Origin of the sequence: Pseudoalteromonas luteoviolacea, assembly GCF_018100925.1 — a bacterium.
Classification (GTDB): domain Bacteria; phylum Pseudomonadota; class Gammaproteobacteria; order Enterobacterales; family Alteromonadaceae; genus Pseudoalteromonas; species Pseudoalteromonas obscura.
Window position 1 is genome coordinate 20,058 of record NZ_JAGJEH010000012.1, and the last position, 24,711, is coordinate 44,768.

The following is a 24,711-nucleotide window of genomic DNA, read 5'->3' on the forward strand; positions in this document are numbered from 1 at the left end:
TGGATTGGCTGTATTTAGAAGTGATGCCATGATATAAAATCCTCATATAGGAGGGGCTTTGGAAGAGTGTAACACTAGCAAGCAGCAAACAACGATCTGGCAAGATGAGGCTTCACGGCTTGTCTTTGCAGAGCTTGTTAATGTGTTTTATACAAGAGAAATCAACACTCTGTCCAATGAGTCTGATCCGGGAAGGCTAAAAAGATTGCTTGCAAGCTTACCCTACTATGTAGAGCGGGCTGCAACGCACATTGTATTGGGTGAAGTTCCATTGCAATTAGACAGCCACAATGGTTGCTGGGTTGCGTCCCAGAAAAAAATACCATCACAAGAGCAAACAGTGGTGCAACGGTACTATGAGCAGCATGCAGAAGTTGGGCTGGTTGTACCTGTGATGTTGACGGTAGAACATGAGACGCGACTCTGCATTGACATGATTGATCAAATAAAGCCTTCGCAAATTCACTGCAATCAGTATGGATGGTTTGAGCTTTCAGGGAGTGGTGAAGAGGATAAAAACGCCTCTTTATTGAAGCCAAGTAAAGCTTTAATGACGGCAGCCTGTTGTGGTCACCGTTGGCAATATCATAAAATAGCAACTCCGAGATTACTTGGCCTAAGAGAGATGCTACTGGCTAGCAGCATTAATTGGCGCAATGTAACGAAAAAGAAAATAGTATCTAGTTAACACTCTCGCAATTGGCGACATGACTACAGCGTTTATATATTAGGGTATGTTTTATGCGTTTATTTCAATTAGCGCTGTTTTGCCTATGTGCTTACATTCAATATAAGCTATGGTTTGGTCATCATGGCTTGCAAGACTATAGAAGAATAACTGAGACAGTAAGTACTCACCAACAGATGAACGCTGAACTACTCAAAAGAAATAAATTACTGAAAGCGGATATTGAGGATCTCAAGTTGGGTTTGGAGGGTGTGGAAGAGCGCGCGCGCCATGAGTTGGGTATGATCAAACCTGATGAAACTTTTATCCGTGTATTACCAAAGAAGCACTATGAATAAAGCAATATCATTAGCGGCAGTTGTCCCTGCGGCCGGTATAGGCTCCAGAATGGGGCTAAACCATCCAAAACAGTATTTGAAAATCGGTGACAAGACCATCTTAGAGCATACATTGAGCAAGTTGTCGCAAGTCGACACTATTAATCAAATAATTGTTGCTGTTAGTGATGAAGATGGTTATTTCGAGAATTTAAACTTGGATAATTTGAATGTTACTCGAGTATCTGGGGGAAAAGAGCGCGCTGATTCTGTGCTCAATGCTCTCAAATCGTTGCGAAGTAACCCACCAGAGTGGGTGTTGGTGCATGATGCAGCCAGACCACTAGTTGATATTGCCGATATCGACAACTTGATTTCTAGCTGCATTAATGCGGGAGAAGGTGGCATATTAGCCTGTCGGGTTAAGGACACAATTAAAAAAGGTAACACACACAGTGAACACACAGTACCAAGAGATCTGCTGTGGCAGGCCTTGACACCCCAGTTATTTCCTTATCGGGCACTGTTGCAGTCATTGGAAAGTGCCCTAGAAGACGGTGCGTTGATAACTGATGAAGCGTCTGCAATGGAAAGAGCAAATCAGCCTGTTCAGTTAGTCTGCGGGCGCTCCGACAATATAAAAATTACCACTCCAGAAGATCATGCGCTGGCATGTTTCTTAATGGAACAACAGCAAAAGAGTATTTAGTATGTTTAGAATTGGTCATGGCTTTGATGTACACAAATTTGGCGGTCAGGGGCCTCTGGTAATTTGTGGAGAAAAAATAGAGTTTGAACAAGGCTTTATTGCACACTCTGATGGTGATGTAGCAGTACACGCCCTGTGTGATGCATTGTTGGGGGCACTTGCCCTTGGTGATATCGGCAAGCATTTTCCTGATACTGACGATGAGTTTGAAAATATTGATAGCCGTATTCTTTTACGAAGAGTGATTGAGCAAGTGGCGACTAAAGGTTATAAAGTGGGAAATTTGGATGTAACCATTGTTGCTCAAGCCCCTAAAATGCGACCCCATATTGACGCCATGAGAGCCAATTTGGCTTCAGACTGTCAAATTGAATTAGAACAAGTCAATGTTAAGGCAACCACAACTGAAAAGCTCGGTTTTGAGGGGCGCAAAGAAGGTATTTCAAGCCACGCCGTTGTGTTACTTTTTAAGGTGTAGATAAGTGGTTGATGTTATTGCTTCTTTAAACTACCTCTACGGTAAGCCGCAATCTCAAGGCGACTTCAAACAAAATCCAGAGGATTTTGTCGTAGAAGAAGAACTTGATATTGAATTTACAGGTGAGGGCGAGCACGTATGCTTGCAAATCATCAAACGTGGTGAAAATACAGCTTATCTAGCTAAGCAAATTGCTAAGTTTGCAGGCGTTGCACCTCGGGACGTCAGTTATGCAGGGTTAAAAGATCGTCACGGAGTATGCACACAGTGGTTTAGTGTGCCTGTACCAATTAAAAAGCATATAGACTTTTCGCAGCTAAACTCTGACTCCATGGTGGTCATCAATCAAATACGACACAATCGGAAATTGAAAACAGGCTGCCACAAAGGCAACCGATTCGTGATCACCTTGCGAAACGTCACCAATCATTTAGACGTATTATCTCGCATTAATGCCGTTAGACAAGGCGTGCCAAATTATTTTGCCGAGCAACGTTTTGGGCATGATGGTCATAATTTGACTATGGCTGAGCGTCTTTTTTCAGGCGAGCAGATTAGAGATAAAAAACTGCGTGGTATTGTGATTTCAGCTGCTAGATCATACATTTTTAATCAGATTGTCTCTAATAGAGTTAAAGAGCATGGCCTCGCTAAAACTTGGCAAAGAGAAGTTTTCTTACTCTCTGGGAGTAATGCTTTTTTTGAGGACGATCTAAATGACGAAATTGTAGAACGATTGAGCCAAGGCGATATTTTATTGTCTGCTCCCCTAGTTGGTAAAGGTGAAAAAGGGCTTACAGAGGTTGAGCGAATTTGGCTTGAAGAATTTGCAGATTGGCACCAAGGTCTTGCGTCACTAGGTTTGAAAAATGAACGCCGAAGCTTGAGAGTCGTACCTAAAGATTTGCAAGTCAAAACAATCGACCCTAAAACACTGCAATTGAACTTTGAGCTGCCAAAAGGGTGTTACGCTACATCAGTACTCAGGGAGCTTATCGAACACAAAGATGTAAGTTTGATTGAAAAGCCACAGAATGGAGAACTAGAAACGTGAAAATACTGCTGAGCAATGATGACGGCGTAAGTGCTAAAGGTATTGAAGTGCTTTTCAGAGCATTAAGTGAACTTGCGGACGTAACTGTAGTAGCACCAGATCGAAATTGTAGTGGTGCAAGTAACTCGCTGACTCTTTTGAATCCGTTACGTACAACGACATTAGACAATGGTTTTATTTCTGTGAATGGAACACCAACAGATTGTGTTCATTTGGGTGTCAATCAGTTACTTACAGATCCCCCTGATCTTGTCGTAGCTGGCATTAACAATGGTGCAAACTTGGGAGATGACACCTTGTACTCTGGAACTGTTGCCGCAGCCGCCGAAGGGCGACATTTAGGTTTACCAGCGATTGCTGTATCCCTTTGCTCAAAACAGGAGGCTCACTACGAAACAGCAGCTGCTGTGACCTTGAAAATCATTAAAGCTTTGGGCAGCCATCCCTTACCCAAGGATCAAATTATTAATATCAATGTACCAGATATTCCATTGTCTGAACTGAAAGGCTTTAAGGTGACGCGTTTAGGCTCGCGACACAAAGCGGATACCATGACCAAACAAAGAGATCCATGGAACCGAGATATTTATTGGTATGGAACACTTGGAACTGAAAGTGATGCAGGGGAGGGGACTGATTTTTATGCTGTTAAACAAGGTTATGCGGCGATAACGCCTTTGACGGTTGATATGACGGCACATGAGAGTCTTGAACGCCTAGCAACTTGGCTGTCTTCTCAGGAGTAACGGTTTTGCTGAACAACTACCAACGCAGTGCCAGTAAGCTCATTGAAAGCTTGAGATCGCAAGGTATACAAGATGATGCGGTTTTAAACATCATGGCTAATACTCCTAGGCATATATTTATCGACGATGTGCTAAAGCATAAATCGTACGAAAATACCGCACTACCGATAGGGCAAGGGCAGACTATTTCTCAACCCTATATAGTGGCCAAAATGACGGAAGTATTACGTCAACTCGGAATCCACGATAAAATTCTCGAAGTGGGCACGGGATCTGGATATCAAACGGCGATTCTTGCACAGTTGTTCGACACCGTGTGCAGTATAGAGAGAATTAAAGCGTTACAGTGGCAGGCGAAAAGACGCCTACATCAACTCGATTTGTACAATGTTTCTATGAAACATGGGGACGGCTGGCAGGGGTGGGAATCTAAGGCGCCTTTCAGCGGTATTATTGTCACTGCGGCTGCTGCAGTTGTTCCTGAGTCCTTGTTAGCCCAACTTGCAGAGGGAGGTGCAATGGTAATTCCGTTGGGAGTTGAAGAGCAAGTGTTAACCTTATTTACAAAGCAAAAAGGTCAAATAAAGCATCAGGCAATCGCCCCTGTTAGGTTTGTACCGCTTGTGGCTGGACCGATTACGTAAATAAATGAGGAAAATTATTGGTAACCCTGATAAATTGATTTTTATTAGTGCTTTTAAGTACACATGCATGTAAGTAATGGAATTTAATGGAATGTGGGTGAGACGTTCGAACTTTTTAATAGTAGGTCTACTTTGTAGTTCACTCGTAGCTTGTTCATCTGTTCATACGCCAGCGCCTGTGGTCAACCTGAGTAAAGGTAAGACCACATCGTCAAAAAAAATTCACATTAAAAATAACCGCTACAAGGTGAAAAAAGGTGATACATTATTTTCCATTGCATTTAGTGCAAATAAAGATATAAGAACAGTTGCCAAAATCAACAAAATTAAGCCTCCCTACACCATTTATCCCGGTCAAACTATTTTACTAACCTATCCTAAAAAATCTAACAAAACGGCTAAAAAAACGCCGCTTAAAACCAAAAAATACACAACTAATAAACCTTTAAATAACAAACCCTCAAAAAAAGAGCTTGATCCCCCTAAGCAACGAGAGTATGTTCAAAGTCAAGCCAGTAAAAAAACCAATGACACCAGTACTTTGTTGAATAAAAAGGTACGGTGGAATTGGCCCGCAGTAGGTAAAGTGACAAGACGCTTTTCTATTAAAGAAAATGGCTACAAGGGAATACAGATCACAAACAAAACAGGGACATCGATAAAAGCTGCGGCAAGTGGCATTGTTGTTTATGCAGGGAGTGCATTACGAGGCTATGGCAATTTAATTATCTTAAAACACACAGATGATTATCTTAGTGCCTATGCCCACAATTCCAAATTGCTAGTAAGAGAGCAGCAGCAGGTTAAAGTGGGGCAGAAGATTGCCGAAATGGGGAGTTCGGATGCAAGCTCGGTAGCTTTGAGGTTTGAAGTAAGGTACAGAGGAAAATCCGTAGACCCAATAAGGTATCTGCCTAAAAAATAGCGTATCGACGTATTGATGGAACACTATCACTTATTCGCTTGGGAGGATGCTTATGGCTCAAACAGCAAAACAGAAAAGTAAAGTGAACCCGGAATTAGACGATAAGTTTGACGGGGATAATGAAGATGGTCCAAATGAAGAGCTTTTGGAAGATATCGATAGTGAAGAAGAGATATTTGCCAAAGATGATTCAGTTAAGAACTTAGATGCAACTCAGCTATATCTCGGAGAGATTGGTTTTTCACCGCTGCTTAGTGCTGAAGAAGAAGTATATTTTGCGAGAAAGGCTCTTAAGGGCTGTGAAGCTTCTCGTAAGAGAATGATTGAAAGTAATTTAAGGTTGGTTGTGAAGATTGCTCGCCGTTACAACAACCGTGGTCTTGCATTGCTTGATTTAATTGAAGAAGGCAATTTAGGCCTGATAAGAGCCGTAGAAAAATTTGATCCTGAAAGGGGTTTTAGATTTTCTACATACGCGACTTGGTGGATTAGACAAACCATTGAACGCGCTATCATGAACCAAACCCGCACTATTCGCCTACCAATTCATGTTGTCAAAGAATTGAATGTATATTTGAGAACAGCAAGAGAGCTTACTCAAAAGCTTGATCATGAACCAACAGCTGAAGAGATAGCTGAGTGCCTTGACAGACCTGTTGAGGATGTCAGTAAAATGCTGCGCTTGAATGAAAAGATCACATCCGTAGACACGCCAATTGGCGGTGATAACGATAAGGCACTGTTAGATATCATTGCGGATGAAAGGGGTTATGAACCTGAAAGTGAAGTGCAGAATAAAGACATTAATCGACATATTGTTGATTGGCTTGGGGAGCTTAATCCAAAGCAGCGCGAAGTGCTTGCTCGTCGTTTTGGTTTATTGGGCTACGAACCGTCGACACTTGAAGATGTTGGCCGGGAAATTGGCTTAACTCGTGAGCGGGTCAGACAGATCCAAGTGGAGGCACTGCGTCGGTTGAAAGATATTTTGCAACATGAAGGGCTGAGTACGGATAGCCTATTTGAGCAATTGTAATATTAGATACCATTATTAATAATTTGATTTTAAAAATACACAACAACGTAAAGATCACGTCTCTGTGTGCTTAATACAAGGTATTAATTGCAATTATCAAAACTTACTTTTGAAGTAGAATAATAAAAAACCACGCTAGATAGCGTGGTTTTTTATTGAGCCATAAGTAAAGATTAAAGAGTTTCTATCTTTGTCTTTTGCTCTAGTAGTTTTGCTTTCGCATCACTAAACTCAGCGAGTTTTGCTTTCTCTTTTTCAAGCACTGCGGCAGGAGCATTATTAACAAACTTCTCGTTCGCTAGCTTTTTCTCTACTTGTGATAAGCCTTTCTCCGCTTTTTCAAGCTGTTTAGCAATACGAGCCAATTCAGCTTCCACGTCAATCAGGCCAGCCATTGGGATCATAATTTCTAGATCACCAATAAACGCTGTTGCTGATGCTGGTGCATCATCTTTGCTTGCTAGTACCGTAAACGCTTCTAACTTGGCCAGTGAACTCAAGAAGGCTTGGTTTTCATCTAGGCGACGCTGATCTTGTTCGCTTACATTTGCCAATAGTACACTCAGAGGTTTATTTGGACTGATGTCCATTTCACCACGGATATTACGGATAGCAAGGATAAACTGTTTAACCCATTCAAGGTCGGCCATAGCCTGCTCATCAACGATATCGGCATTAAACTCTGGGAATGCTTGAAGCATAATTGTATTGGCTTCAATACCAGCCAGTGGAGCAACACGTTTCCAAATCGTTTCTGTAATGTATGGCATTAATGGGTGCATTAAACGCAGTAAGCCTTCCAATACGGTGATCAAAGTGTGACGAGTGCCGCGCTGTTGTTCTTCATTGCCTTTGAATAGTACAGGCTTCGTTAGTTCTAGATACCAGTCACAGAACTGGTTCCAAGTGAACTCATAGATAGTAGTAGATGCCAAATCAAAACGGTAGTTGTCCAGGTGTTCAGTAAATGTTTGAACAGTATTTTGGAATTGGCCGAGGATCCAACGATCTGCTAGTGAGTATTGCTTTGGTGCATCATTAAAACCGCAATCTTGCTCTTCGGTATTCATCAGGACATAGCGGCTTGCATTCCATAGTTTATTACAGAAGTTACGGTAGCCTTCTAATCGGTTCATATCCCAGTTGATATCTCGACCAGTAGACGCCATCGCAGCAAGCGTAAAGCGCAGCGCATCTGTACCATGTGCTTCTATACCATCAGCAAAGGTTTTACGTGTATTTTTCTCAATCTTTTTCGCTAATTGAGGTTGCATCATGTTACCTGTACGTTTGGTAACTAAGCTTTCTAGATCAATACCGTCAATCATATCAAGAGGGTCAAGTACGTTACCTTTTGACTTTGACATTTTATCGCCGTTCTCATCACGGATAAGACCGGTAACGTACACTGTTTTGAATGGCACTTGTGGCGTACCGTCGTCATTCTTCACGAAGTGCATAGTCATCATTATCATACGGGCAACCCAGAAGAAAATGATGTCAAAACCAGTTACTAGTACGTCAGATGGATGGAAGACTTTAAGGTCTTCGGTATTTTCTGGCCAGCCCTGCGTTGAGAATGTCCAAAGAGCAGAAGAGAACCAAGTATCCAATACATCGTCGTCCTGAGATAAAACAACGTCATCAGCGAGGTTGTTTTCTTTGCGCACTTCGGCTTCATCACGGCCTACGTATACATTACCCTCTGCATCATACCAAGCTGGGATCCTATGACCCCACCAAAGTTGGCGAGAGATACACCAATCTTGAATGTCACGCATCCAAGAGAAGTACATGTTTTCATACTGTTTAGGTACAAACTGAATATCACCGTCTTCAACGGCTTTAATTGCAGGCTCTGCAAGTGGCGCAACACGAACATACCACTGGTCAGTTAATAGCGGCTCAATAACGACACCTGAGCGGTCGCCATAAGGCACTGTTAAACTGTGATCGTCAATTTTTTCTAATAGACCTGCATGCTCAAATTCTTCGATGATCAGCTTTCGTGCATCGAAACGGTCAAGGCCGTGGAAACGATCCGGAATTGGCGCATCTAGAGAAAGCTCTTTGCCATCAAAAGTATAGCTTTCGCCCTCTGCAAGGACTGCTGCGTCTTTATTGAAGACGTTGATCATTGGAAGCTGGTGGCGCTTGCCAACTTCGTTGTCGTTAAAGTCGTGTGCTGGCGTGATCTTTACACAACCAGTGCCTTTTTCCATATCTGCATGCTCATCGGCAACAATTGGAATGCGGCGATTAACGATAGGCAACAAAATCTCTTTGCCAATTAAGTCTTGATAGCGTTCATCTTCAGGGTTAACTGCAACACCTGTGTCGCCTAGCATGGTTTCTGGTCGTGTGGTTGCTACGATAATGTAGTCTTTGCCATCTTTCGTTTTTATACCATCAGCTAGCGGGTAGCGAAGATTCCACATGTGACCTTGTTTGTCTTTATTTTCAACTTCAAGGTCAGAAATCGCAGTATGTAGTTTTGGATCCCAGTTAACAAGGCGCTTTCCGCGGTAAATTAGGTCTTCTTTGTATAATCGAACAAAGACTTCTTTAACTGCTTCAGACAAGCCTTCATCCATGGTGAAACGCTCACGTTCCCAATCCACAGAAGCACCTAAACGACGCAACTGTTTAGTGATGGTGCCGCCAGACTCATTTTTCCATTTCCAGATGCGATCTATAAATTCTTCACGGCCAAGGTCATGCCTCGTTTTACCTTCTTCAGCTGCCAGTTTACGCTCAACAACCATTTGCGTTGCAATACCTGCGTGATCGGTACCCACTTGCCATAAAGTATTTTTCCCCTTCATACGCTGATAACGCGTTAAGGTGTCCATTATGGTATCTTGGAACGCATGGCCCATGTGTAGGCTACCCGTGACGTTTGGCGGCGGGATCATGATTGAGTATGCGTCGCCTTCCCCTGAAGGCTTAAAGTAGCCGTTTTCTTCCCAGTCTTGGTATAAAGACTGTTCAATATCTTGTGGGTTATAGGTTTTATCCATTACACAGAACCTTTAAAAATACTTTAGTTATCAATTTCTTTTGTTGAAATATTTGCGCCAATGGTGCGCAGCTGTTTGAACCTTTCCCGGGCAGCCTGTTTGGCCATCGGCTCGACAGGGACAAAGTCGTATACTTGCTCAAATCGTCGGATAAAATCCGGGATATGTGTGGCAAGGTTAATGAGTATCGCACGTCGCCCTACAGGGGGCATCTGGCCAATTTCTACAGGAGCGCCACCTTTAGGGCCTTCTCCTTGTAGGTTGTGTGGTACGAAACTATCAGCGTCGAACTGCCACAAATGTTCGTCAATTGCATGGGCGTCTTCTACCGTATCTACGTAAATGAAAACACGTTGCCCTGCACGGTACAGTTTTGCAGCACTTCGCGCTGCAAGATCAAAATGAGCCGGGATTTGCGTACTAGGCTCTTGATCATGCTTTAACACCAAAAAGTGTGCGTTGATTGACATGGCATGTGACTTATCTTCAGTACTGATTGAGATACACAGAGTAAAAATACTTGGTGTCTGATCAGCGTTCAAAATAAAGCCGCATTCTGACACAGAATACGGCTCTCATCAATCTACAGTAGACTTTGAAGTGAGTTATTTAACACCGCTTCAAAAATCTGTACATATTTGCATAGGGTGTTTAATCTTGCAGGCCTTCGGTTATATTTGCACGATTAAGTAAATACTGCATGAGCATTGGTACTGGTCGTCCTGTTGCACCTTTATTGGCACCACTTCGCCAAGCCGTGCCGGCTACATCAATATGTGCCCAATTGTACTTTTTGGTGAACTTCGATAAGAAGCAAGCTGCCGTGATAGTACCAGCTGGACGTCCACCTAAATTGGTGAAGTCTGCAAATGGGCTTTTCAGTTGCTCTTGATAATCATCCCAAAGAGGTAGTTGCCATGCTCTATCACCGCTTTGCTCGGATGCTTTTAATAAATCATGTGCAAGCGGGTTATGATTTGATAGCAACCCTGATGCATGATGACCCAATGCGATAATGCAAGCTCCAGTCAGTGTGGCAACATCAACGACTGTATCTGGTTCGAATGCCTCAACGTATGTTAATGCGTCACATAATACCAAGCGGCCCTCAGCATCGGTATTTAGTACTTCTACCGTTTGTCCAGACATAGTGGTGAGAATATCACCAGGTCGGTATGCTCGGCTACTAGGCATATTTTCGCAGCCAGCTAATACACCGATCACGTTAAGAGGTAGCTGCATTTCAACAACTGCGCGCATTAAACCTAACACGCCCGCTGCGCCGCCCATATCGTACTTCATCTCATCCATGCCTTCGCCTGGCTTGATTGAAATACCACCTGAGTCGAAAGTCAGACCCTTACCAACAAAGACAATTGGTGCTTGTTTATCTGAAGCGCCGTTATAGTGAATAACTGACATAACAGACTCGTTGTCACTGCCTCGTCCTACAGCTAAGTATGAATGCATACCGAGCTCTTCCATTTCTTTTTCGCCAACTAAATTGACCTTAACATTGTCAAACTCTTTGGCTAGTAACTCCGCTTGCTCACCTAAATAGCGAGGATTACAAATATTGGGCGGCATGTTGGCAACGTCTTTACACAGTTTAGCACCAGCGGCAATTGCTAGGCCGTGTTCAATGGCGTTTTCGCCAATTGTTAACTCTCTGCGAGTAGGGACATTGAAGACGATTTTACGCAGTGGTCGTCTAGCTTCGCTCTTTTTACTTTTTAGCTGATTAAAGGTGTATAAGCAGTCTTGTGTGGTTTCAACTGCTTGTCTTACCTTCCAATATGTATCTCGACCTTTGACATGTTGCTCAGTTAAAAAGCACACAGCTTCCATCGAGCCTGTCTCATTTAAGGTATTGATGGTTTTTGAAATAATTTGTTTGTACTGTTTGTCGTCAAGCTCTCGCTCTTTACCACAACCAACTAATAAAACGCGTTCACTCAATACATTTGGTACATGGTGTAACAACAGTACTTGCCCTGGTTTACCTTCTAGGTCACCACGGCGCAATAAATTGGAAATATAGCCTTCGCTGATTTTATCCAGCTGCTCACCAACCGGCGATAAACGTCGTGGCTCATACACCCCAACAACAATACAAGCACTGCGTTGCTTTTCTGGACTACCACTTTTAACGCTGAATTCCATTGCGACTCCTAAGTCTAAGTTATGCCATTTCAAACTTTAAATGCCACATTACATCAAGTTAACTAAGTTACTTTAGTGCTGCTGCACTAGTAGGATATTTGATTTTGATGGCATATAATAAAGTGACTAAAATAACCAGTTTACTCAAAATTTCCTACTATTCCAGTGAAATGAGACGTTTTATAGGGGCGAACATTGCTAATTTTTCGATATTTGACTGCTGAAGTTTTAAAATCGCAGGTCGCCGTTTTCCTTACTCTAATGACGATTTTTCTCTCGCAAAAATTTGTCAAAATTTTAGCCGAAGCTTCAGGCGGAGGAATACCAGGAAAACTCGTGTTGTCATTTTTAGCGCTTAATTTACCTAAATTAGCTGTGTATATACTGCCACTCAGTGTATTTTTGGGCATTATTTTGGCGTACAGCCGTATTTATGCTGACAGTGAAATGACCGTGCTAAAAGCCTGTGGTGTTAGTGAGTGGTATGTTGTTCGTGTAACACTCATTTCCAGTTTCTTTGTCGCATTAATTGCAGGGGCGGTAAGCTTGCATATAGCGCCTTGGGCTGGAGAAAAGCAGAATCAACTCAGAGAGCAAGCTAATGCTGAGTCAGGGTTAACTCAATTGCGGGCAGGGCGATTCCAACAAACCGGCAATGAAAAAGCGGTTGTGTTTATTCATAATACCAGCGAACAAGGCTCTGTATTAAATAAGGTGTTTGTTGCGCAATTGCCAGAAAAAGAATCGAATAATGCAGCAAGGATCGTTTATGCACAACAGGGTGAAGTTGCAGAAGGTGAGTCCGGAGAGCAGCAGCTGATTTTGAAAGATGGTAAGCGCTATGAAACCGACGGGTTTAGTCAAGCGTTGAACAAAACTGAATTCGGCAGTTATCAAGTTCAGATCCAAGAACAAGAAATTGAACGTAGAAGGCGAGAACTAGAGGATTTACCTTCAAGTAGATTGTTGGAACTAAATACCCCCGAGGCTGCTGCACAGTTTCAATTGCGGATCGCAACACCTATTTCAATCATTTTATTAACGTTACTTGCAGTACCTTTGAGTGTGGTTAACCCAAGACAGGGGAAGTTTGCAAAGTTGGTTCCAGCAATAGGTATATATTTGGGGTATTTTATTTTACTCAATGCCGGTAAATACCTCGTGGCAGAAGGTAAAATACCGCCCTCTATTGGATTGTGGTGGATCCACTTATCTGTGTTATTTATTGGGGCTTATCTGATAGTGAAAGGGAGACCTTTTGGCGTGTGGCTGAGATCTATCCTTAAAAGTAAGGAGGCAGCGGCATGATGAAAATGCTTGATTGGTATTTGGGCCGTAGTATTTTACAAACTACCAGCTTTGCTTTGTTGGTGTTTGTGGGTATCAATACCTTAATCAAATTTATTGAACAGCTGCGCTCTGTGGGACGAGGTACTTATGAAGTATCGGATGCATTGCTGTTCACGTTATACAGCGTGCCAAGCGATATAGTGGTGTTTTTTCCGATGGCAGCCTTGATCGGCGGGTTAACGGGGTTGGGGGCTTTGGCCTCCAGTAGTGAGCTAGTGGTTATGCAAGCCGCAGGCATGTCGAGATTGCAAATCATAGGCTCAGTAATGAAAACCGCTATTATTTTGGCGATATGCATGATGGCACTTGGCGAGTGGGGGGCTCCTGAGGCTGAGCGCACAGCCAAACAGCTACGAAATCAAGCGATATACGGCGGGGATGTCTACGATGCACAAAAAGGGTTGTGGGCCAAAGATGGCAATAACTTTATCAATATTGCCAATGTTGAGAAGTCAGGCGAACTGACAGACATCAATATATATCATTTTGAGGATGATCTAACCTTAGGCCAAATTACAAGAGCGCAATCAGCGATGACTACCGAGCAAGGTTGGGAGCTCAAAGCTGTAGAAGAAATTCATATCACTGAGCAGCAAGTGAGCACCTATTATGCACAATCAAAGGTTTATGACTCGCAGCTCACCATAGACCGATTAGGGGTATCTTCGTTTGAACCTGAGTCTTTATCATTCAGTGGGCTTGTATCTTATCTAAATTATCTGGAACAAAACGAGCAAGATACCAGTAACTATGAGCTGGCTTTATGGCGCAAAGTGATGCAGCCGGTGACGATAGCTGTCATGTTGTTAGTGGCGCTGTCATTTATTTTTGGTCCTCTACGTTCGGTAAGTATGGGCGCGAGGATTATTATGGGTGTTGTCACGGGCTTAACTTTCCACCTTAGCAACGAAGTGTTTGGTCCCATTGTGATGGTATATCAGATCCCACCTTTAGTTGGTGCAGTAATGCCGAGTATTATTTTTACTTTGCTAGCGATGTACTTTTTACAAAGAAGACAATAAAAAAGGCGCCTTTGGCGCCTTTTTTAGCGACAACTAATCTAAGCTGTCGTACACTTTTTTATTCTCTTCTTTACTTAGCAATAATACTTCACTGCCACTCAACATATCTTGTAAAGCACGTTTTTGCTTCCGATCTACTAATACGAGTAAGTTTCCTAACCCCAATAACGCAGCGAAACTGCGAGCAATGGCTTGTGGCCAAGTGAGTAATTCACCTTTTGTGCTCTGAACTTTTAACCGCCATGCTCGCATGCCAATGGTCTGCCCACTTTTAGTCCAAAAGTAAGCAAAAAAGGCAACAGAGACCAAAACCAACAACACAGTACGGCTGTAATAGAGTGCCGGTGTTGCTTGAATGAGAGCGGAGACATCTTCATGGTTTTGGAGTGTGTACCAACCCATTGAAAGCATGCCTTGTACTAAGCCCAAAAAAACAATTGTCGTGAGCATCGCAAAGGCTATGACGACTAACGCGTCGTATATTAATGATGCAACCCTTCTAATAAAACCTGCGCGAGGAAATGATGACATGTAAAAACCCATATAAAACGATATGACAATATTCTACACACAATATAGGCGCTTATTTATCAAACCTCGATATTTTATGATTTTGGTCAAATACTCAGCACTTGAACACATTAATTAAAAAAACTGCTTGCGGGGCTGTCACATATTTGTATAATGCAGGGCATAGAGACGAGGGCAAATAAAAAAAGCCTAAGCTCAAAGTGGTTTTTCTTTATCTTCTCGAAGTTAGAAGATTAAAGAAAAATGATGCCAGTGTGATGGAATTGGTAGACATGACGGATTCAAAATCCGTTGCCTTCGGGCGTGGCGGTTCAAGTCCGCCCACTGGTACCACTTTTTATAGCCCCAGAATGCTTTCTGGGGCTTTTTTATTTCTGCCTTTACCCTTCTTGCGACTTCTGTGTGAACCGCACCCAGTGTTTATTTCCAGACAAACGAATTCTAATCTGCAGTATATTTAGAGGTTTTGGCTTTACTTGTGAAGCTTTACAGGGGCTTTATACACGTTAAGCAGGTAGCTTTTCTCTTTTGGTGAGAGCTTTAATCCTTCCAATATTTCCATATCTATATTGACCGGTTCGTCATGTTTTATCATATAAATAATTGAATCAGCTAGGCGCACTTTATTGCGAGTCGACATTTGAATATAGATAATGTAAATCGCAGCTAGCACAATTGGTATTAATAATACGAATATTGTAATGAAAATTTCCATTTTGACTCTCACAGATTGAATTCAATAGGGATGATGACAATAGTTGGCATAAAATAGTTCATAAAAAGTGCTTTATACCTTTATTGCTGGGGTTATGAATCTAAAGTAACTATCCGCAGAGGGGATACCATAATACTTATCTTCGACTAGACTTTAGTTGGGGCGAAATACATTATTGGGTAACTTTGTGCAGTTAAAGCAGTCACTTTTACTTTTTAAAACAGCCGCAGTGGGTTCTGCGATTGTGATTATGGTTGCAAGTTGGTTCTTGTACGTTCAGCTACAGCAAACCCGAACTCTGAATGATCACCTTTTTCAACTTCAGACTCAGATTCAGCGTTTGCTGGATCAGGAAGAGCGCTTTTTAATAGAGCGCCAACGCGAGAGTCTAGCATCGATTGAAGATGATAGAGCTTCCTATCGCAAGAGTTATAGTCAATTGTTAAATATGCTGGTGGTTCAACAAAGGGATCTTACTTTACTCTTTAAACTAGACGAGGAAGTTAAGCGGTTTACTCTCAAGTACGAGCAGCTAGCATCTATGCAGGCGTTGTTGGGCTATAATAAAGAAGAGGGGGTCTATGGTAACTTTCGGCGTCAGGCTCATGCCCTACAGGATATTGCCAAACAAACCCAACACCCCCGCTTAGAGATTTTGCTGCTGGAGCTGCGACGCAGGGAGAAAGATTTTTTACTACGGCTCGAACCAAACTATTTGCTTATTCATCAAGATTTATTGAGCAGAACAGAGCAGTTGATCACAGTACAGTTCCCTGAAAAATCGCACGAGTTACTTTCCATCCTCAACCAGTACCAACACGGCTTTAAAACTTATATCAGCGTATTGCAAAAACAAGGGTTAGATCACAGCCAAGGTGTGAGATCAGAGTTACATCAGTTGAAGATTTCCATTAGAAATCACTTTGAAGTGGTGTCAAAGCAGCTTTTTAATGAAGCATTGAATGAAAAACAAAGCTTAATTTTGACCTGCTTAGTGATCATCGTTTCGATCAGTTGTTTCAGTTTATTGTTACTGTTTGTGCTGAACACTCGTATCTCTGAGCATATTATATCAATTAGCCGAGTACTAAAAAATGTTGCGCAACACGAAGACTTCTCAATGCGGGTAAACATTGAAGGTGAAGATGAAATTGCACAGATAGCACACCATTTGGATAGTTTACTGGCGTTTATTGAGACCTTGCTTGAAAGGCTTACAGCAGCACAACAAAGGTTGATCGAAGAGGCCAAAATGGCCAGCTTAGGCAATATGGTGAGTGGGTTTGCACATGAATTAAATACACCTCTTGGTGTTGCAATTACCAGTCAATCGCACTTAAAAGAACAAGTTGAAGTACTTAAAAAAGACTTAGAATCTGGGCAGTTGCAAAAGCAAACTTTAACTAATCTGATTGCTGAAGCCGAGTCTGCACTCTCTTTGTTGGAGAATAACTTACTAAGAACTGCCTCTTTGATTGATGATTTTAAAAAGGTGTCAGTTCAGCAAGAGTATGATGAAGTTCAAGAGTTTAGTCTCAATGCATTGGTGAATGGGGTTTTAGATTGTTATCAACATGAATTAAAACAACCTGACTACCATATCGAAGTAGAAATACCTGAGCAATTAATGCTAAACAGCTATCCGAACGTCTTTGTACAAATTTTAACTTATAGCTTCAACAATTGTATTCAGCATGCAAAACAAGAAGGTAAGTTACTGAATATCGTCGTTTCGGCATTGATCGTGAATAATTATATTCATTTGTATATCAAAGATGATGGTAGAGGCATAGATAAGGAGCTATTACCTGTTATTTTTGAGCCTTTTATTACCACGCAGAGAAATAAAGGCGGCATCGGGCTCGGTTTGAGTATTATCTATAACTTAGTGACTCAGAAGTTAGCTGGGGAAGTAAAAATACAAAGCCCCGCACATGGCGGGGCTTGTTTACATATCATTTTAGCGAATACGGTGTTTCGCTTAGACGCGGATTAGCTTTGTTTGCTTGCAACCCACTGATCAACGAACTGCTCTAATACATTTAAAGGAACAGGGCCGTTTTTAAGTACTACGTCGTGGAATTCACGAATATCGAACTTATCGCCAAGCTCTTTCTTAGCCGCTTCGCGAAGTTCAACAATTTTGATCATACCAATTTTGTATGCAGTCGCTTGGCTTGGCATCACAATATGGCGCTCTACCATTTTGACAGCATCCGATTTCGCGTTAGGCGTGTTATTTACGTAGTAATCGATACCTTCTTGGCGTGTCCATTTCATTGCGTGGATACCAGTATCAACCACTAAACGACATGCACGCCAGAGCTCCATTGCTAGACGGCCAAAGTCTGAATATGGGTCTTCATACAAACCCATTTCTTTAGGTACTAGCTCAGAGTATAAGCCCCAACCTTCGGTGTAAGCTGTGTAGCGACCAAACTTACGGAACTTAGGCATATTTTCAAGCTCTTGGGCAATGGCAATTTGCATATGGTGACCTGGTACACCTTCGTGATAGGCTAAAGCTTCCATTTGGTAGGTTGGCATCGCTTCCATATCATAAAGGTTTGCATAGTAAATGCCCGGGCGAGAACCGTCAGGCGTTGGCTGCTGATAGAATGCCTTACCAGCTGCTTTTTCACGGAAAGCCTCAACACGCTTAACTATCATGTCAGCCTTTGGCTTAACGATGAATAGCTCGTCTAAGCGAGACTTCATGTTGTCAATCATCGCTGTCGCATCAGCTAGATATTTTGCTTTGCCTTCTTCTGTATTTGGTAGATAGAACTGCTTATCGGTTCTCATGAACTCCATAAATGCTTTTAAGTCACCTTTGAAACCAACTTTGTCCTTGATTTCACGCATTTCGTCATGAATACGAGCAACTTCTTGCAAGCCAATCTTATGAATCTCTGCTGCAGAAAGCTTGGTTGTTGTTGTACGCTCAAGTGCAACGTTGAAGAACTTTTCACCCTCAGGGAATTTCCAAACACCGTCGCGGTTGTCCGCACGCTTTTCCAACTTATTTAGATAGTTGATTAACTTGCTATAAGATGGTTTTACAGCAGATGTCAGGGCGTTGTTAGCCTCTGTGATAAGTGCGTCTTTTTCATTTTGTGCGATCTCTAACTTGGCAACTTTTCTCTTGAAGTCAGCCAAAAGTGTAGAGTCTTCACCTTTGGAGAAAGGTGCGCCTTGAATAATATTTTTGCTCGACTCAATAACATGAGGGAATACAAATTTAGGTGCAATAATGCCTGCTTCCGCACGTTTCTCTAGATCTTCGACTAATTGGTCGAACACGGTTGTTACGCCATTAAGGCGAGAGATATACGCTTTTGCATCTTTAACGTCGGCGATTTGGTGTTGGTTAATCAAAAATGCAGGGATCATTGAGTGCGTGCCAAACATTTGATTAACTGGGTAAGAATAACGACGCCATTTGAAATCTTCGATCTCTTCAACAAGGCCCTGTTTAAACAAGTCGTAGCTTACCTGAGTTTGAGGGTCTAATTTACTGCGGTCAATGGCATTGATAGCAGCAAGATCTTGTTTAGTTAATTCAAGGTCTTCTAATTGACGTGCTTCTGAGCCGTCGTCCCACTTGTCATAGTCTTTTTTAATACCCAAATAAGTTTGGTAAATAGGACTACGCATGACACTGCGATTAAATGACTCTTCGAATAGAGCATTTGCTTTTTCTACTTCACTTTGAACAACTTGTTGCACAGGAGCTACAGGCTTTGGTTGTTCAGCCGTTTGCTGGCAGCCTGCCAATAACGTCGCTGAGATTGCAGCAGCGATAATGGTAAGTTTACGCATGTTTTACCCTTCTTATTTTATATATTCAGATATATGAGCCCACAAGAGATTGCCTCTCTTAGTGTAGGATATTATATGGCACGCAACGACTAGCAACCAAATTCTTTGGTTGAAAGCAAAGTCGCAATAGATGTACCCCAATTTAGACAAACAATTCTAACAGGTCATTAAGGTATCTGTGACCTTTATTTGTTACAAACCATGAATCACCGAGATCTTCCAACAAACCTAGTTTAATTGCTTGGTTTAGCTGTGTTTGTATATCTGTTTCCTGTAAACCTGTGTAGGCTTCAAAATGAGCCTTTGGAGTTGCTTCTAGCAGGCGAAACGTATTCATGAAAAACTCAAACGCTTGGTCTTCTAAGTTGACTTGCCAGCTGTCGTATATGTATGGTTTGGTCAAGTCCATATACCCTCTAGGGTGCTTCACTTTGACGGTACGCAAAATTTGTTGCTGTTCGGGTTGTGTGATCTTGCCATGAGCACCACAGCCTATGCCAAGGTAGTCACCAAAGCGCCAATAATTGAGATTATGTTTGCATTTAAAACCTGATTTTGAATAACCGGATATCTCATATTGCTGATATCCGTGCTGCGCCAGCAGCGCTTGTCCTGCTTCTTGTATTGCCCACAAAGTTTCGTCTTCGGGCAATTTAGGAGGCTTTGATGCAAATTGGGTGTTTGGTTCAATGGTTAATTGATACCAAGAGATATGCGGAGGATTGAGTTCAATTACGCGTCTTAAATCGCTCAGAGCATCATCTAAAGACTGATTGGGTAGACCGTGCATCAAATCCATATTAAAGCTATTTAACCCTGCATCATGTGCTTCAGCGGCAGCATTGAGGGCTTCATGTTCACCGTGAATGCGACCCAGTGCCTTAAGTTTATCGCTTTGTAAACTTTGCACACCAATTGAGATTCGATTTATGCCAGCCTGTACATAATGTTTAAAGCGATCACTCTCAACAGTGCCAGGGTTGGCCTCTAAGGTAATTTCAATATCGTCTTCAAAGCCAATTAGAGCTTCTATTTGCTGTAAAAGGTCAACGTAAGCATCGCCAGAAAGCAAGCTCGGTGTGCCGCCGCCGACGAATATGCTATGCAGTTTTCTACCTTGTACAAGGTGTAGATCTGCTTTGAGGTCATCAATTAAATGACCAATGTATTCTTGCTCAGGGATGGTGCCTTTTTGACTATGGCTGTTGAAATCACAGTAAGGGCATTTTTGCACGCACCAAGGTACGTGCACATATAAACTTAAAGGAGGAAGGTTCACTGGATGCTCTTAAAATGTGTCATGAGTTGTTGGAGTGCCTGTCCTCTGTGACTAACGGTGTTTTTCTCTTCCTTACTCAATTCAGCGGCCATGCGCTGCAGACTATCAACCCAAAAAACTGGGTCGTAACCAAACCCGCCGTCACCGTGCTGCGTTGTAGCGATGGCGCCCTCCCAGCTTGCTTGGCAAATAATGGGTGTGGGGTCATTGGCATGTCGCATATAAACTAACACACACCAAAAGCGGGCCGTACGGTTTGTTACACCATCTAAATCAACCAGTAATTTATCGATGTTTTGCTGGTCACTTGCATCACTACCAGCAAAGCGCGCTGAGTACACACCTGGTGCCCCATCGAGTGCATCAACTTCTAAACCCGAATCATCAGCAATGGCAGGTAGGCCAGTCTCTTTTGCTGCGTGTCGAGCCTTAATAATGGCATTTTCTACAAAAGTAGTGCCTGTTTCTTCCACATCAGAGACTTCAAATTGGCTCTGTGGCAGCACTTCAATTTGCATGCTTTCAAGCATACCGCCCAGCTCTCTGACTTTGCCTTGGTTTCCTGTGGCAAGCACGATTTGTTTTGTCATATCTTTAATCTACGTAGAACTTTTGTTGAAATTTTAATAATTGATGATTATTACCTTGCTGGATGTTTAACTCGAAACGGTAAACATCTTCATTGTAATAATCGAGTTGTGCGAGGTAATAAATGGCATCGCCTTCAATCACTTGTTTAAATGTAAGGGACTTTTTATTGCCCAGTAAGTTTTTTGCGAAACCAGATATTTGCACTTCTTGCGCGGTTTTTGATTGGTCTTTTGCCAGCACCGAAATATTGATCAAGGCTTTATTTTCGCTGCGAACTACACCATACACTTTGGCGACGCTGGGTTGAATAAAAGTTGATGGAAAGGCGATGTAGTGCACTTCCCAATTACCTAAATTTTTATACTGCCCACCTGACTCTGAATTATTCGCCTGAGTATGAAAAGCGGCCAATACCAGTAAAATTACGGAAAGATAGAATCGCATAGTACCTCACTTTCATATGCTTAGTGCATGAAGTCCATCACCAAATGTTGTAAGAACATCATGCCAATCAACACCACCATAATGGACAAATCGAGTCCACCAAGCGGTGGGATAATTTTTCTAATTGGGCGCAGTAGTGGTTCAGTTAACTGTTCAAAAACAGCTGCTGCTGGGTTGTAACCCTGTACCACCCAGCTCAATAGAGCGCGGATCACTAAAATCCAAAAAACCAAGCTAAATGCTTCTCGTAGTACAGTTAACAGCCCACCAATAGCTGCTGTAGCGGCATCCCAATGACCGCTAAACACTAACATCAACACAGATACCTTGGCGCCTGCGACGATAAAAGCAAGCACCAGTGATGCTACGTCAATACCTGCAAAACCAGGAATAACTTTTCGTAAAGGGTTAACAGCAAAAGAGGTCGCTTTTACAACAGCCTGACTCACCGGGTTATAAAAATCAACACGTGCCCACTGCATCCAAAAGCGCAGCAGCACTACCATTAAGAATAGATTAAAAATGGTTTCAATTAAAAAATACATTGCATTCATTTTAGGTCCTTAAATTTGTTTTTCCATTTCCTCAGCGCGTGCAATACATGCATCCATTGCATTTGCGACGGTCAGGGGAAGTTGATTATCTTTCATTGACTCAATAGCGGCATGGGTGGTTCCACCCTTTGAAGTAACATTAGCGCGGAGCTGCTCAAGGCTGATATCTGGTTGAGATATGGCCATTTGTGCTGCACCAAGGGCTGTTTGTTGAACCAGTTGCCGTGCTTGTTGCTCATTGAATCCAAGTGCTTTTGCTTTTTCTTCTATGGCTTGCATAAAGAGAAAAAAGTAGGCCGGGGAAGAGCCTGTCACTGCGATAATATCATTGATCTGGCTTTCTGAATGCAGCCAAACGGTCATGCCAGTGGCGCTGAAAATTTGGTCAATAAACCTTTGTTCTTGTTCATCAATATCTTGGCTAAATAAACCGGATACACCAAGCCCAACTAACGATGGTGTGTTTGGCATACAGCGCACAAGTTTGGCGGCACTTTGCAGCATTTCTTTCAAACGGGCAAGGGTAATACCCGCTGCAACGGAAATCACCACTTTGTCAGTCAAGTCGATATTTGCCGAGCGAAAGGTTTCACACAAGGCTTCCATCATTTGTGGTTTGACAGATAGTACAATGACATCAGCACGTTTAATGGCGTCTATGTTGTCACTAGTTGTTTGAACAGCAAAATCTTGTGCAACTTTATCTAGCTTTTCTTGATTGCGATTGGTAGCAATAATATTGCGGGCGCTGAAACCGTTTTTAAGCATGCCGCCAATGATGGCATAGCTCATGTTTCCAGTGCCAATAAATGCGATTGTTTTATTAGACATATTATCTGTGTGGCCTTTATTGTCTTTTACCAAAAATATCGGTACCAATTCTTACCATAGTGGCACCAGCTGAAACGGCGGGTTCTAAATCGCCACTCATGCCCATTGAAAGGGTATCGATATGTGGATATTGGGTCTTTAGTTTATCAAAGCAATGTTTCATTTGCTGAAAATATTGCAGTTGCTGGTTAACATCATCTGTTTGTGCGGTTATCGTCATTAAACCTCTCAAAGTGAGCTGCTTTGTTTCACTGATAAATTGAGCAAGGTCTGACAGCTCCTCTAGGGGGCATCCTGATTTTTTTTCGTCTTGGCTAATGTTAACTTGAATAAGAACATTGAGCGGTTTTAGATTTGTTGGCCGCTGTTCACTTAAACGTCTCGCTATTTTGATTCGATCGACGCTTTGCACCCAGTTGAAGTGTTCAGCGATATGTCGCGACTTATTCGATTGAATAGGACCAATAAAGTGCCACTCAATGTCTTTGTACTGTTTGAAGTGCATGACTTTATCGACGGCTTCTTGTACATAAGATTCGCCAAATAGACGCTGGCCTGCGTCATATGCTTGCTGGATAAGTTCGATTGGTTTGGTTTTAGATACAGCCAAAAGTTGCACAGGGTCAGAAATATGACAATTTTGCTCTGCTTTTGTAATGCGATCGTAGGCGTTATTTAGCCGTTCTGCTATTGTAACCATATTATTGTTTGCTCGTTGTGGAGTCATAGATGGATATTACTGAATTATTAGCCTTTAGTGTGCAGCATAAAGCGTCGGATCTACACCTTTCTTCGGAAGTTTCTCCAATGATCCGTGTTGACGGTGACGTACGCCGCATAAATATTCCCGCTTTAGAAGCGAAGGATGTAAATAGTTTAATTTACGATATTATGAATGATAACCAGCGCAAGGACTATGAGCAAAACCTTGAGGTGGATTTTTCGTTTGAAGTACCTAATTTAGCACGCTTTCGTGTTAATGCGTTTAACACGAGTCGCGGGCCTGCCGCGGTATTTCGTACTATTCCAAGTACCGTATTGACCCTAGATGAATTAGGTGCGCCAGATATTTTTAAAAAAATAGCAGAAAACCAGCGCGGACTGGTGCTTGTAACTGGGCCCACAGGCTCGGGTAAGTCAACGACGCTTGCGGCCATGGTCGACTATATCAATAGCAGCAAGCATCACCATATTTTGACGATAGAAGACCCCATTGAATTTGTTCATCAAAATCAACTGAGTTTGATTAATCAACGTGAGGTGCACCGCGATACTCATAGCTTCAATGCTGCACTACGCAGTGCGCTGCGTGAAGACCCCGATGTTATTTTAGTGGGTGAGTTACGTGACTTGGAAACGATTCGTTTAGCCATGACAGCGGCAGAAACGGGTCACCTTGTATTCGGCACATTGCACACCACATCGGCACCTAAAACCATCGACCGTATTATTGATGTATTCCCTGGTGAAGAAAAAGATATGGTTCGCTCTATGTTATCAGAGTCGCTACAGGCGGTGATTTCACAAACACTGATTAAAAAAGTCGGTGGAGGACGCGTTGCGGCACATGAAATCATGTTAGGTGTGCCTGCAATACGTAATTTGATCCGTGAAGATAAGATAGCTCAAATGTACTCAGCTATTCAAACAGGCGCCCTGCATGGAATGCAGACCATGGACCAGTGTTTAATGAACTTGGTGAACCACGGTTTGATCACAACCCAAGATGCGCATACAAAAGCACATGATAAAAACCAATTTGGTGCCGCAGGATTTTAATACAAGGTTTTAA

The 24,711-nt window shown here is 42.4% G+C and carries 25 protein-coding genes and 1 tRNA gene; 14 read left to right on the plus strand and 12 right to left on the minus strand.

Going from position 1 to position 24,711, the window contains the following annotated elements; translation table 11 throughout:
* Positions 1-58 precede the first annotated feature (58 nt).
* From J8M00_RS22235 to rpoS, 9 genes are all read left to right on the plus strand, one after another.
* Entirely contained in the window at positions 59-688 is a 630-nt protein-coding gene (locus J8M00_RS22235; RefSeq protein ID WP_211012667.1) for a hypothetical protein, read from the plus strand.
* Positions 689-741: 53 nt separating this feature from the next.
* Positions 742-1,026 carry a cell division protein FtsB gene (gene ftsB, locus J8M00_RS22240; protein ID WP_023399451.1) on the plus strand — a complete coding sequence of 95 codons (285 nt, stop codon included), beginning with the start codon at positions 742-744 and terminating at the stop codon, positions 1,024-1,026.
* The gene (gene ispD, locus J8M00_RS22245; protein ID WP_211012668.1) at positions 1,019-1,714 is read left to right on the plus strand and encodes a 2-C-methyl-D-erythritol 4-phosphate cytidylyltransferase; all 696 of its coding nucleotides are present in this window, start codon (positions 1,019-1,021) and stop codon (positions 1,712-1,714) included. Before ftsB ends, ispD begins: the two co-directional genes overlap by 8 nt.
* A gap of 1 nt (position 1,715) precedes the next feature.
* Positions 1,716-2,192 carry a 2-C-methyl-D-erythritol 2,4-cyclodiphosphate synthase gene (gene ispF, locus J8M00_RS22250; protein WP_211012669.1) on the plus strand — a complete coding sequence of 159 codons (477 nt, stop codon included), beginning with the start codon at positions 1,716-1,718 and terminating at the stop codon, positions 2,190-2,192.
* Between the two features lie 16 nt (positions 2,193-2,208).
* Positions 2,209-3,246, plus strand: coding sequence for a tRNA pseudouridine(13) synthase TruD (gene truD, locus J8M00_RS22255; RefSeq protein WP_211012788.1), 1,038 nt, complete (start codon positions 2,209-2,211; stop codon positions 3,244-3,246).
* Positions 3,243-3,992 (plus strand): 5'/3'-nucleotidase SurE, encoded by a 750-nt coding sequence (surE, locus tag J8M00_RS22260; RefSeq protein ID WP_211012670.1) that lies wholly within the window; start codon positions 3,243-3,245, stop codon positions 3,990-3,992. The genes truD and surE overlap by 4 nt, the downstream gene beginning before the upstream one ends.
* Before the next feature lie 5 nt (positions 3,993-3,997).
* Positions 3,998-4,636 (plus strand): protein-L-isoaspartate(D-aspartate) O-methyltransferase, encoded by a 639-nt coding sequence (locus J8M00_RS22265; protein WP_211012671.1) that lies wholly within the window; start codon positions 3,998-4,000, stop codon positions 4,634-4,636.
* A gap of 97 nt (positions 4,637-4,733) precedes the next feature.
* A complete protein-coding gene (locus J8M00_RS22270) occupies positions 4,734-5,561 on the plus strand; it encodes a peptidoglycan DD-metalloendopeptidase family protein (RefSeq protein ID WP_417714871.1) in 828 nt (275 codons plus the stop codon).
* A 52-nt stretch (positions 5,562-5,613) separates the two neighbouring features.
* Positions 5,614-6,597, plus strand: a complete 984-nt coding sequence (gene rpoS / locus J8M00_RS22275) for an RNA polymerase sigma factor RpoS (protein WP_023399458.1) — start codon at positions 5,614-5,616, stop codon at positions 6,595-6,597.
* A gap of 173 nt (positions 6,598-6,770) precedes the next feature.
* Here the strand turns inward: rpoS and J8M00_RS22280 are convergent, their stop codons facing one another.
* From J8M00_RS22280 to pepA, 3 genes are all read right to left on the minus strand, one after another.
* Complete coding sequence (locus J8M00_RS22280; protein ID WP_211012672.1) at positions 6,771-9,617, minus strand: valine--tRNA ligase; 2,847 nt, start codon at positions 9,615-9,617, stop codon at positions 6,771-6,773.
* Positions 9,618-9,640: 23 nt separating this feature from the next.
* On the minus strand, positions 9,641-10,087 hold the full coding sequence (locus tag J8M00_RS22285; protein ID WP_036976329.1) for a DNA polymerase III subunit chi: 447 nt from the start codon (positions 10,085-10,087) through the stop codon (positions 9,641-9,643).
* 181 nt (positions 10,088-10,268) lie between these two features.
* Positions 10,269-11,780, minus strand: a complete 1,512-nt coding sequence (gene pepA, locus J8M00_RS22290) for a leucyl aminopeptidase (protein ID WP_211012673.1) — start codon at positions 11,778-11,780, stop codon at positions 10,269-10,271.
* Between the two features lie 195 nt (positions 11,781-11,975).
* Here pepA and lptF point away from each other — a divergent pair, with 195 nt between their 5' ends.
* Positions 11,976-13,088: an LPS export ABC transporter permease LptF gene (gene lptF, locus J8M00_RS22295; protein WP_211012674.1), complete on the plus strand. Its 1,113-nt coding sequence runs from the start codon at positions 11,976-11,978 to the stop codon at positions 13,086-13,088.
* Positions 13,085-14,152 (plus strand): LPS export ABC transporter permease LptG, encoded by a 1,068-nt coding sequence (gene lptG / locus J8M00_RS22300; protein WP_023399463.1) that lies wholly within the window; start codon positions 13,085-13,087, stop codon positions 14,150-14,152. The genes lptF and lptG overlap by 4 nt, the downstream gene beginning before the upstream one ends.
* A 33-nt stretch (positions 14,153-14,185) precedes the next feature.
* On the opposite strand, the gene J8M00_RS22305 is transcribed toward lptG, so the two are convergent.
* On the minus strand, positions 14,186-14,683 hold the full coding sequence (locus tag J8M00_RS22305) for an RDD family protein (RefSeq protein ID WP_211012675.1): 498 nt from the start codon (positions 14,681-14,683) through the stop codon (positions 14,186-14,188).
* 248 nt (positions 14,684-14,931) lie between these two features.
* Between J8M00_RS22305 and J8M00_RS22310 the strand changes: the two genes are divergently transcribed.
* Positions 14,932-15,016, plus strand: a tRNA-Leu gene (locus tag J8M00_RS22310).
* Between the two features lie 139 nt (positions 15,017-15,155).
* On the opposite strand, the gene J8M00_RS22315 is transcribed toward J8M00_RS22310, so the two are convergent.
* Complete coding sequence (locus tag J8M00_RS22315) at positions 15,156-15,398, minus strand: hypothetical protein (protein ID WP_211012676.1); 243 nt, start codon at positions 15,396-15,398, stop codon at positions 15,156-15,158.
* Positions 15,399-15,585: 187 nt separating this feature from the next.
* On the opposite strand from J8M00_RS22315, the gene J8M00_RS28645 reads away from it, so the two are divergent.
* On the plus strand, positions 15,586-17,394 hold the full coding sequence (locus J8M00_RS28645) for a sensor histidine kinase (RefSeq protein WP_211012677.1): 1,809 nt from the start codon (positions 15,586-15,588) through the stop codon (positions 17,392-17,394).
* Here the strand turns inward: J8M00_RS28645 and J8M00_RS22325 are convergent.
* From J8M00_RS22325 to J8M00_RS22355, 7 genes are all read right to left on the minus strand, one after another.
* Entirely contained in the window at positions 17,391-19,220 is a 1,830-nt protein-coding gene (locus J8M00_RS22325; RefSeq protein ID WP_211012678.1) for a DUF885 domain-containing protein, read from the minus strand. The two genes, J8M00_RS28645 and J8M00_RS22325, sit on opposite strands and share 4 nt — an antisense overlap.
* 142 nt (positions 19,221-19,362) lie before the next feature.
* A complete protein-coding gene (hemW, locus tag J8M00_RS22330) occupies positions 19,363-20,499 on the minus strand; it encodes a radical SAM family heme chaperone HemW (protein ID WP_211012679.1) in 1,137 nt (378 codons plus the stop codon).
* The gene (locus tag J8M00_RS22335) at positions 20,496-21,089 is read right to left on the minus strand and encodes an XTP/dITP diphosphatase (protein WP_211012680.1); all 594 of its coding nucleotides are present in this window, start codon (positions 21,087-21,089) and stop codon (positions 20,496-20,498) included. Before J8M00_RS22335 ends, hemW begins: the two co-directional genes overlap by 4 nt.
* Positions 21,090-21,093: 4 nt before the next feature.
* Entirely contained in the window at positions 21,094-21,534 is a 441-nt protein-coding gene (locus tag J8M00_RS22340; protein ID WP_211012681.1) for a DUF4426 domain-containing protein, read from the minus strand.
* A 20-nt stretch (positions 21,535-21,554) separates the two neighbouring features.
* Positions 21,555-22,088 carry a YggT family protein gene (locus tag J8M00_RS22345; RefSeq protein ID WP_211012682.1) on the minus strand — a complete coding sequence of 178 codons (534 nt, stop codon included), beginning with the start codon at positions 22,086-22,088 and terminating at the stop codon, positions 21,555-21,557.
* A 9-nt stretch (positions 22,089-22,097) separates the two neighbouring features.
* Positions 22,098-22,919, minus strand: coding sequence for a pyrroline-5-carboxylate reductase (proC, locus tag J8M00_RS22350; RefSeq protein ID WP_211012683.1), 822 nt, complete (start codon positions 22,917-22,919; stop codon positions 22,098-22,100).
* A gap of 16 nt (positions 22,920-22,935) precedes the next feature.
* Complete coding sequence (locus J8M00_RS22355; protein ID WP_211012684.1) at positions 22,936-23,646, minus strand: YggS family pyridoxal phosphate-dependent enzyme; 711 nt, start codon at positions 23,644-23,646, stop codon at positions 22,936-22,938.
* 2 nt (positions 23,647-23,648) lie between these two features.
* Here J8M00_RS22355 and J8M00_RS22360 point away from each other — a divergent pair, with 2 nt between their 5' ends.
* On the plus strand, positions 23,649-24,698 hold the full coding sequence (locus J8M00_RS22360; RefSeq protein ID WP_023399475.1) for a type IV pilus twitching motility protein PilT: 1,050 nt from the start codon (positions 23,649-23,651) through the stop codon (positions 24,696-24,698).
* Positions 24,699-24,711 lie beyond the last annotated feature (13 nt).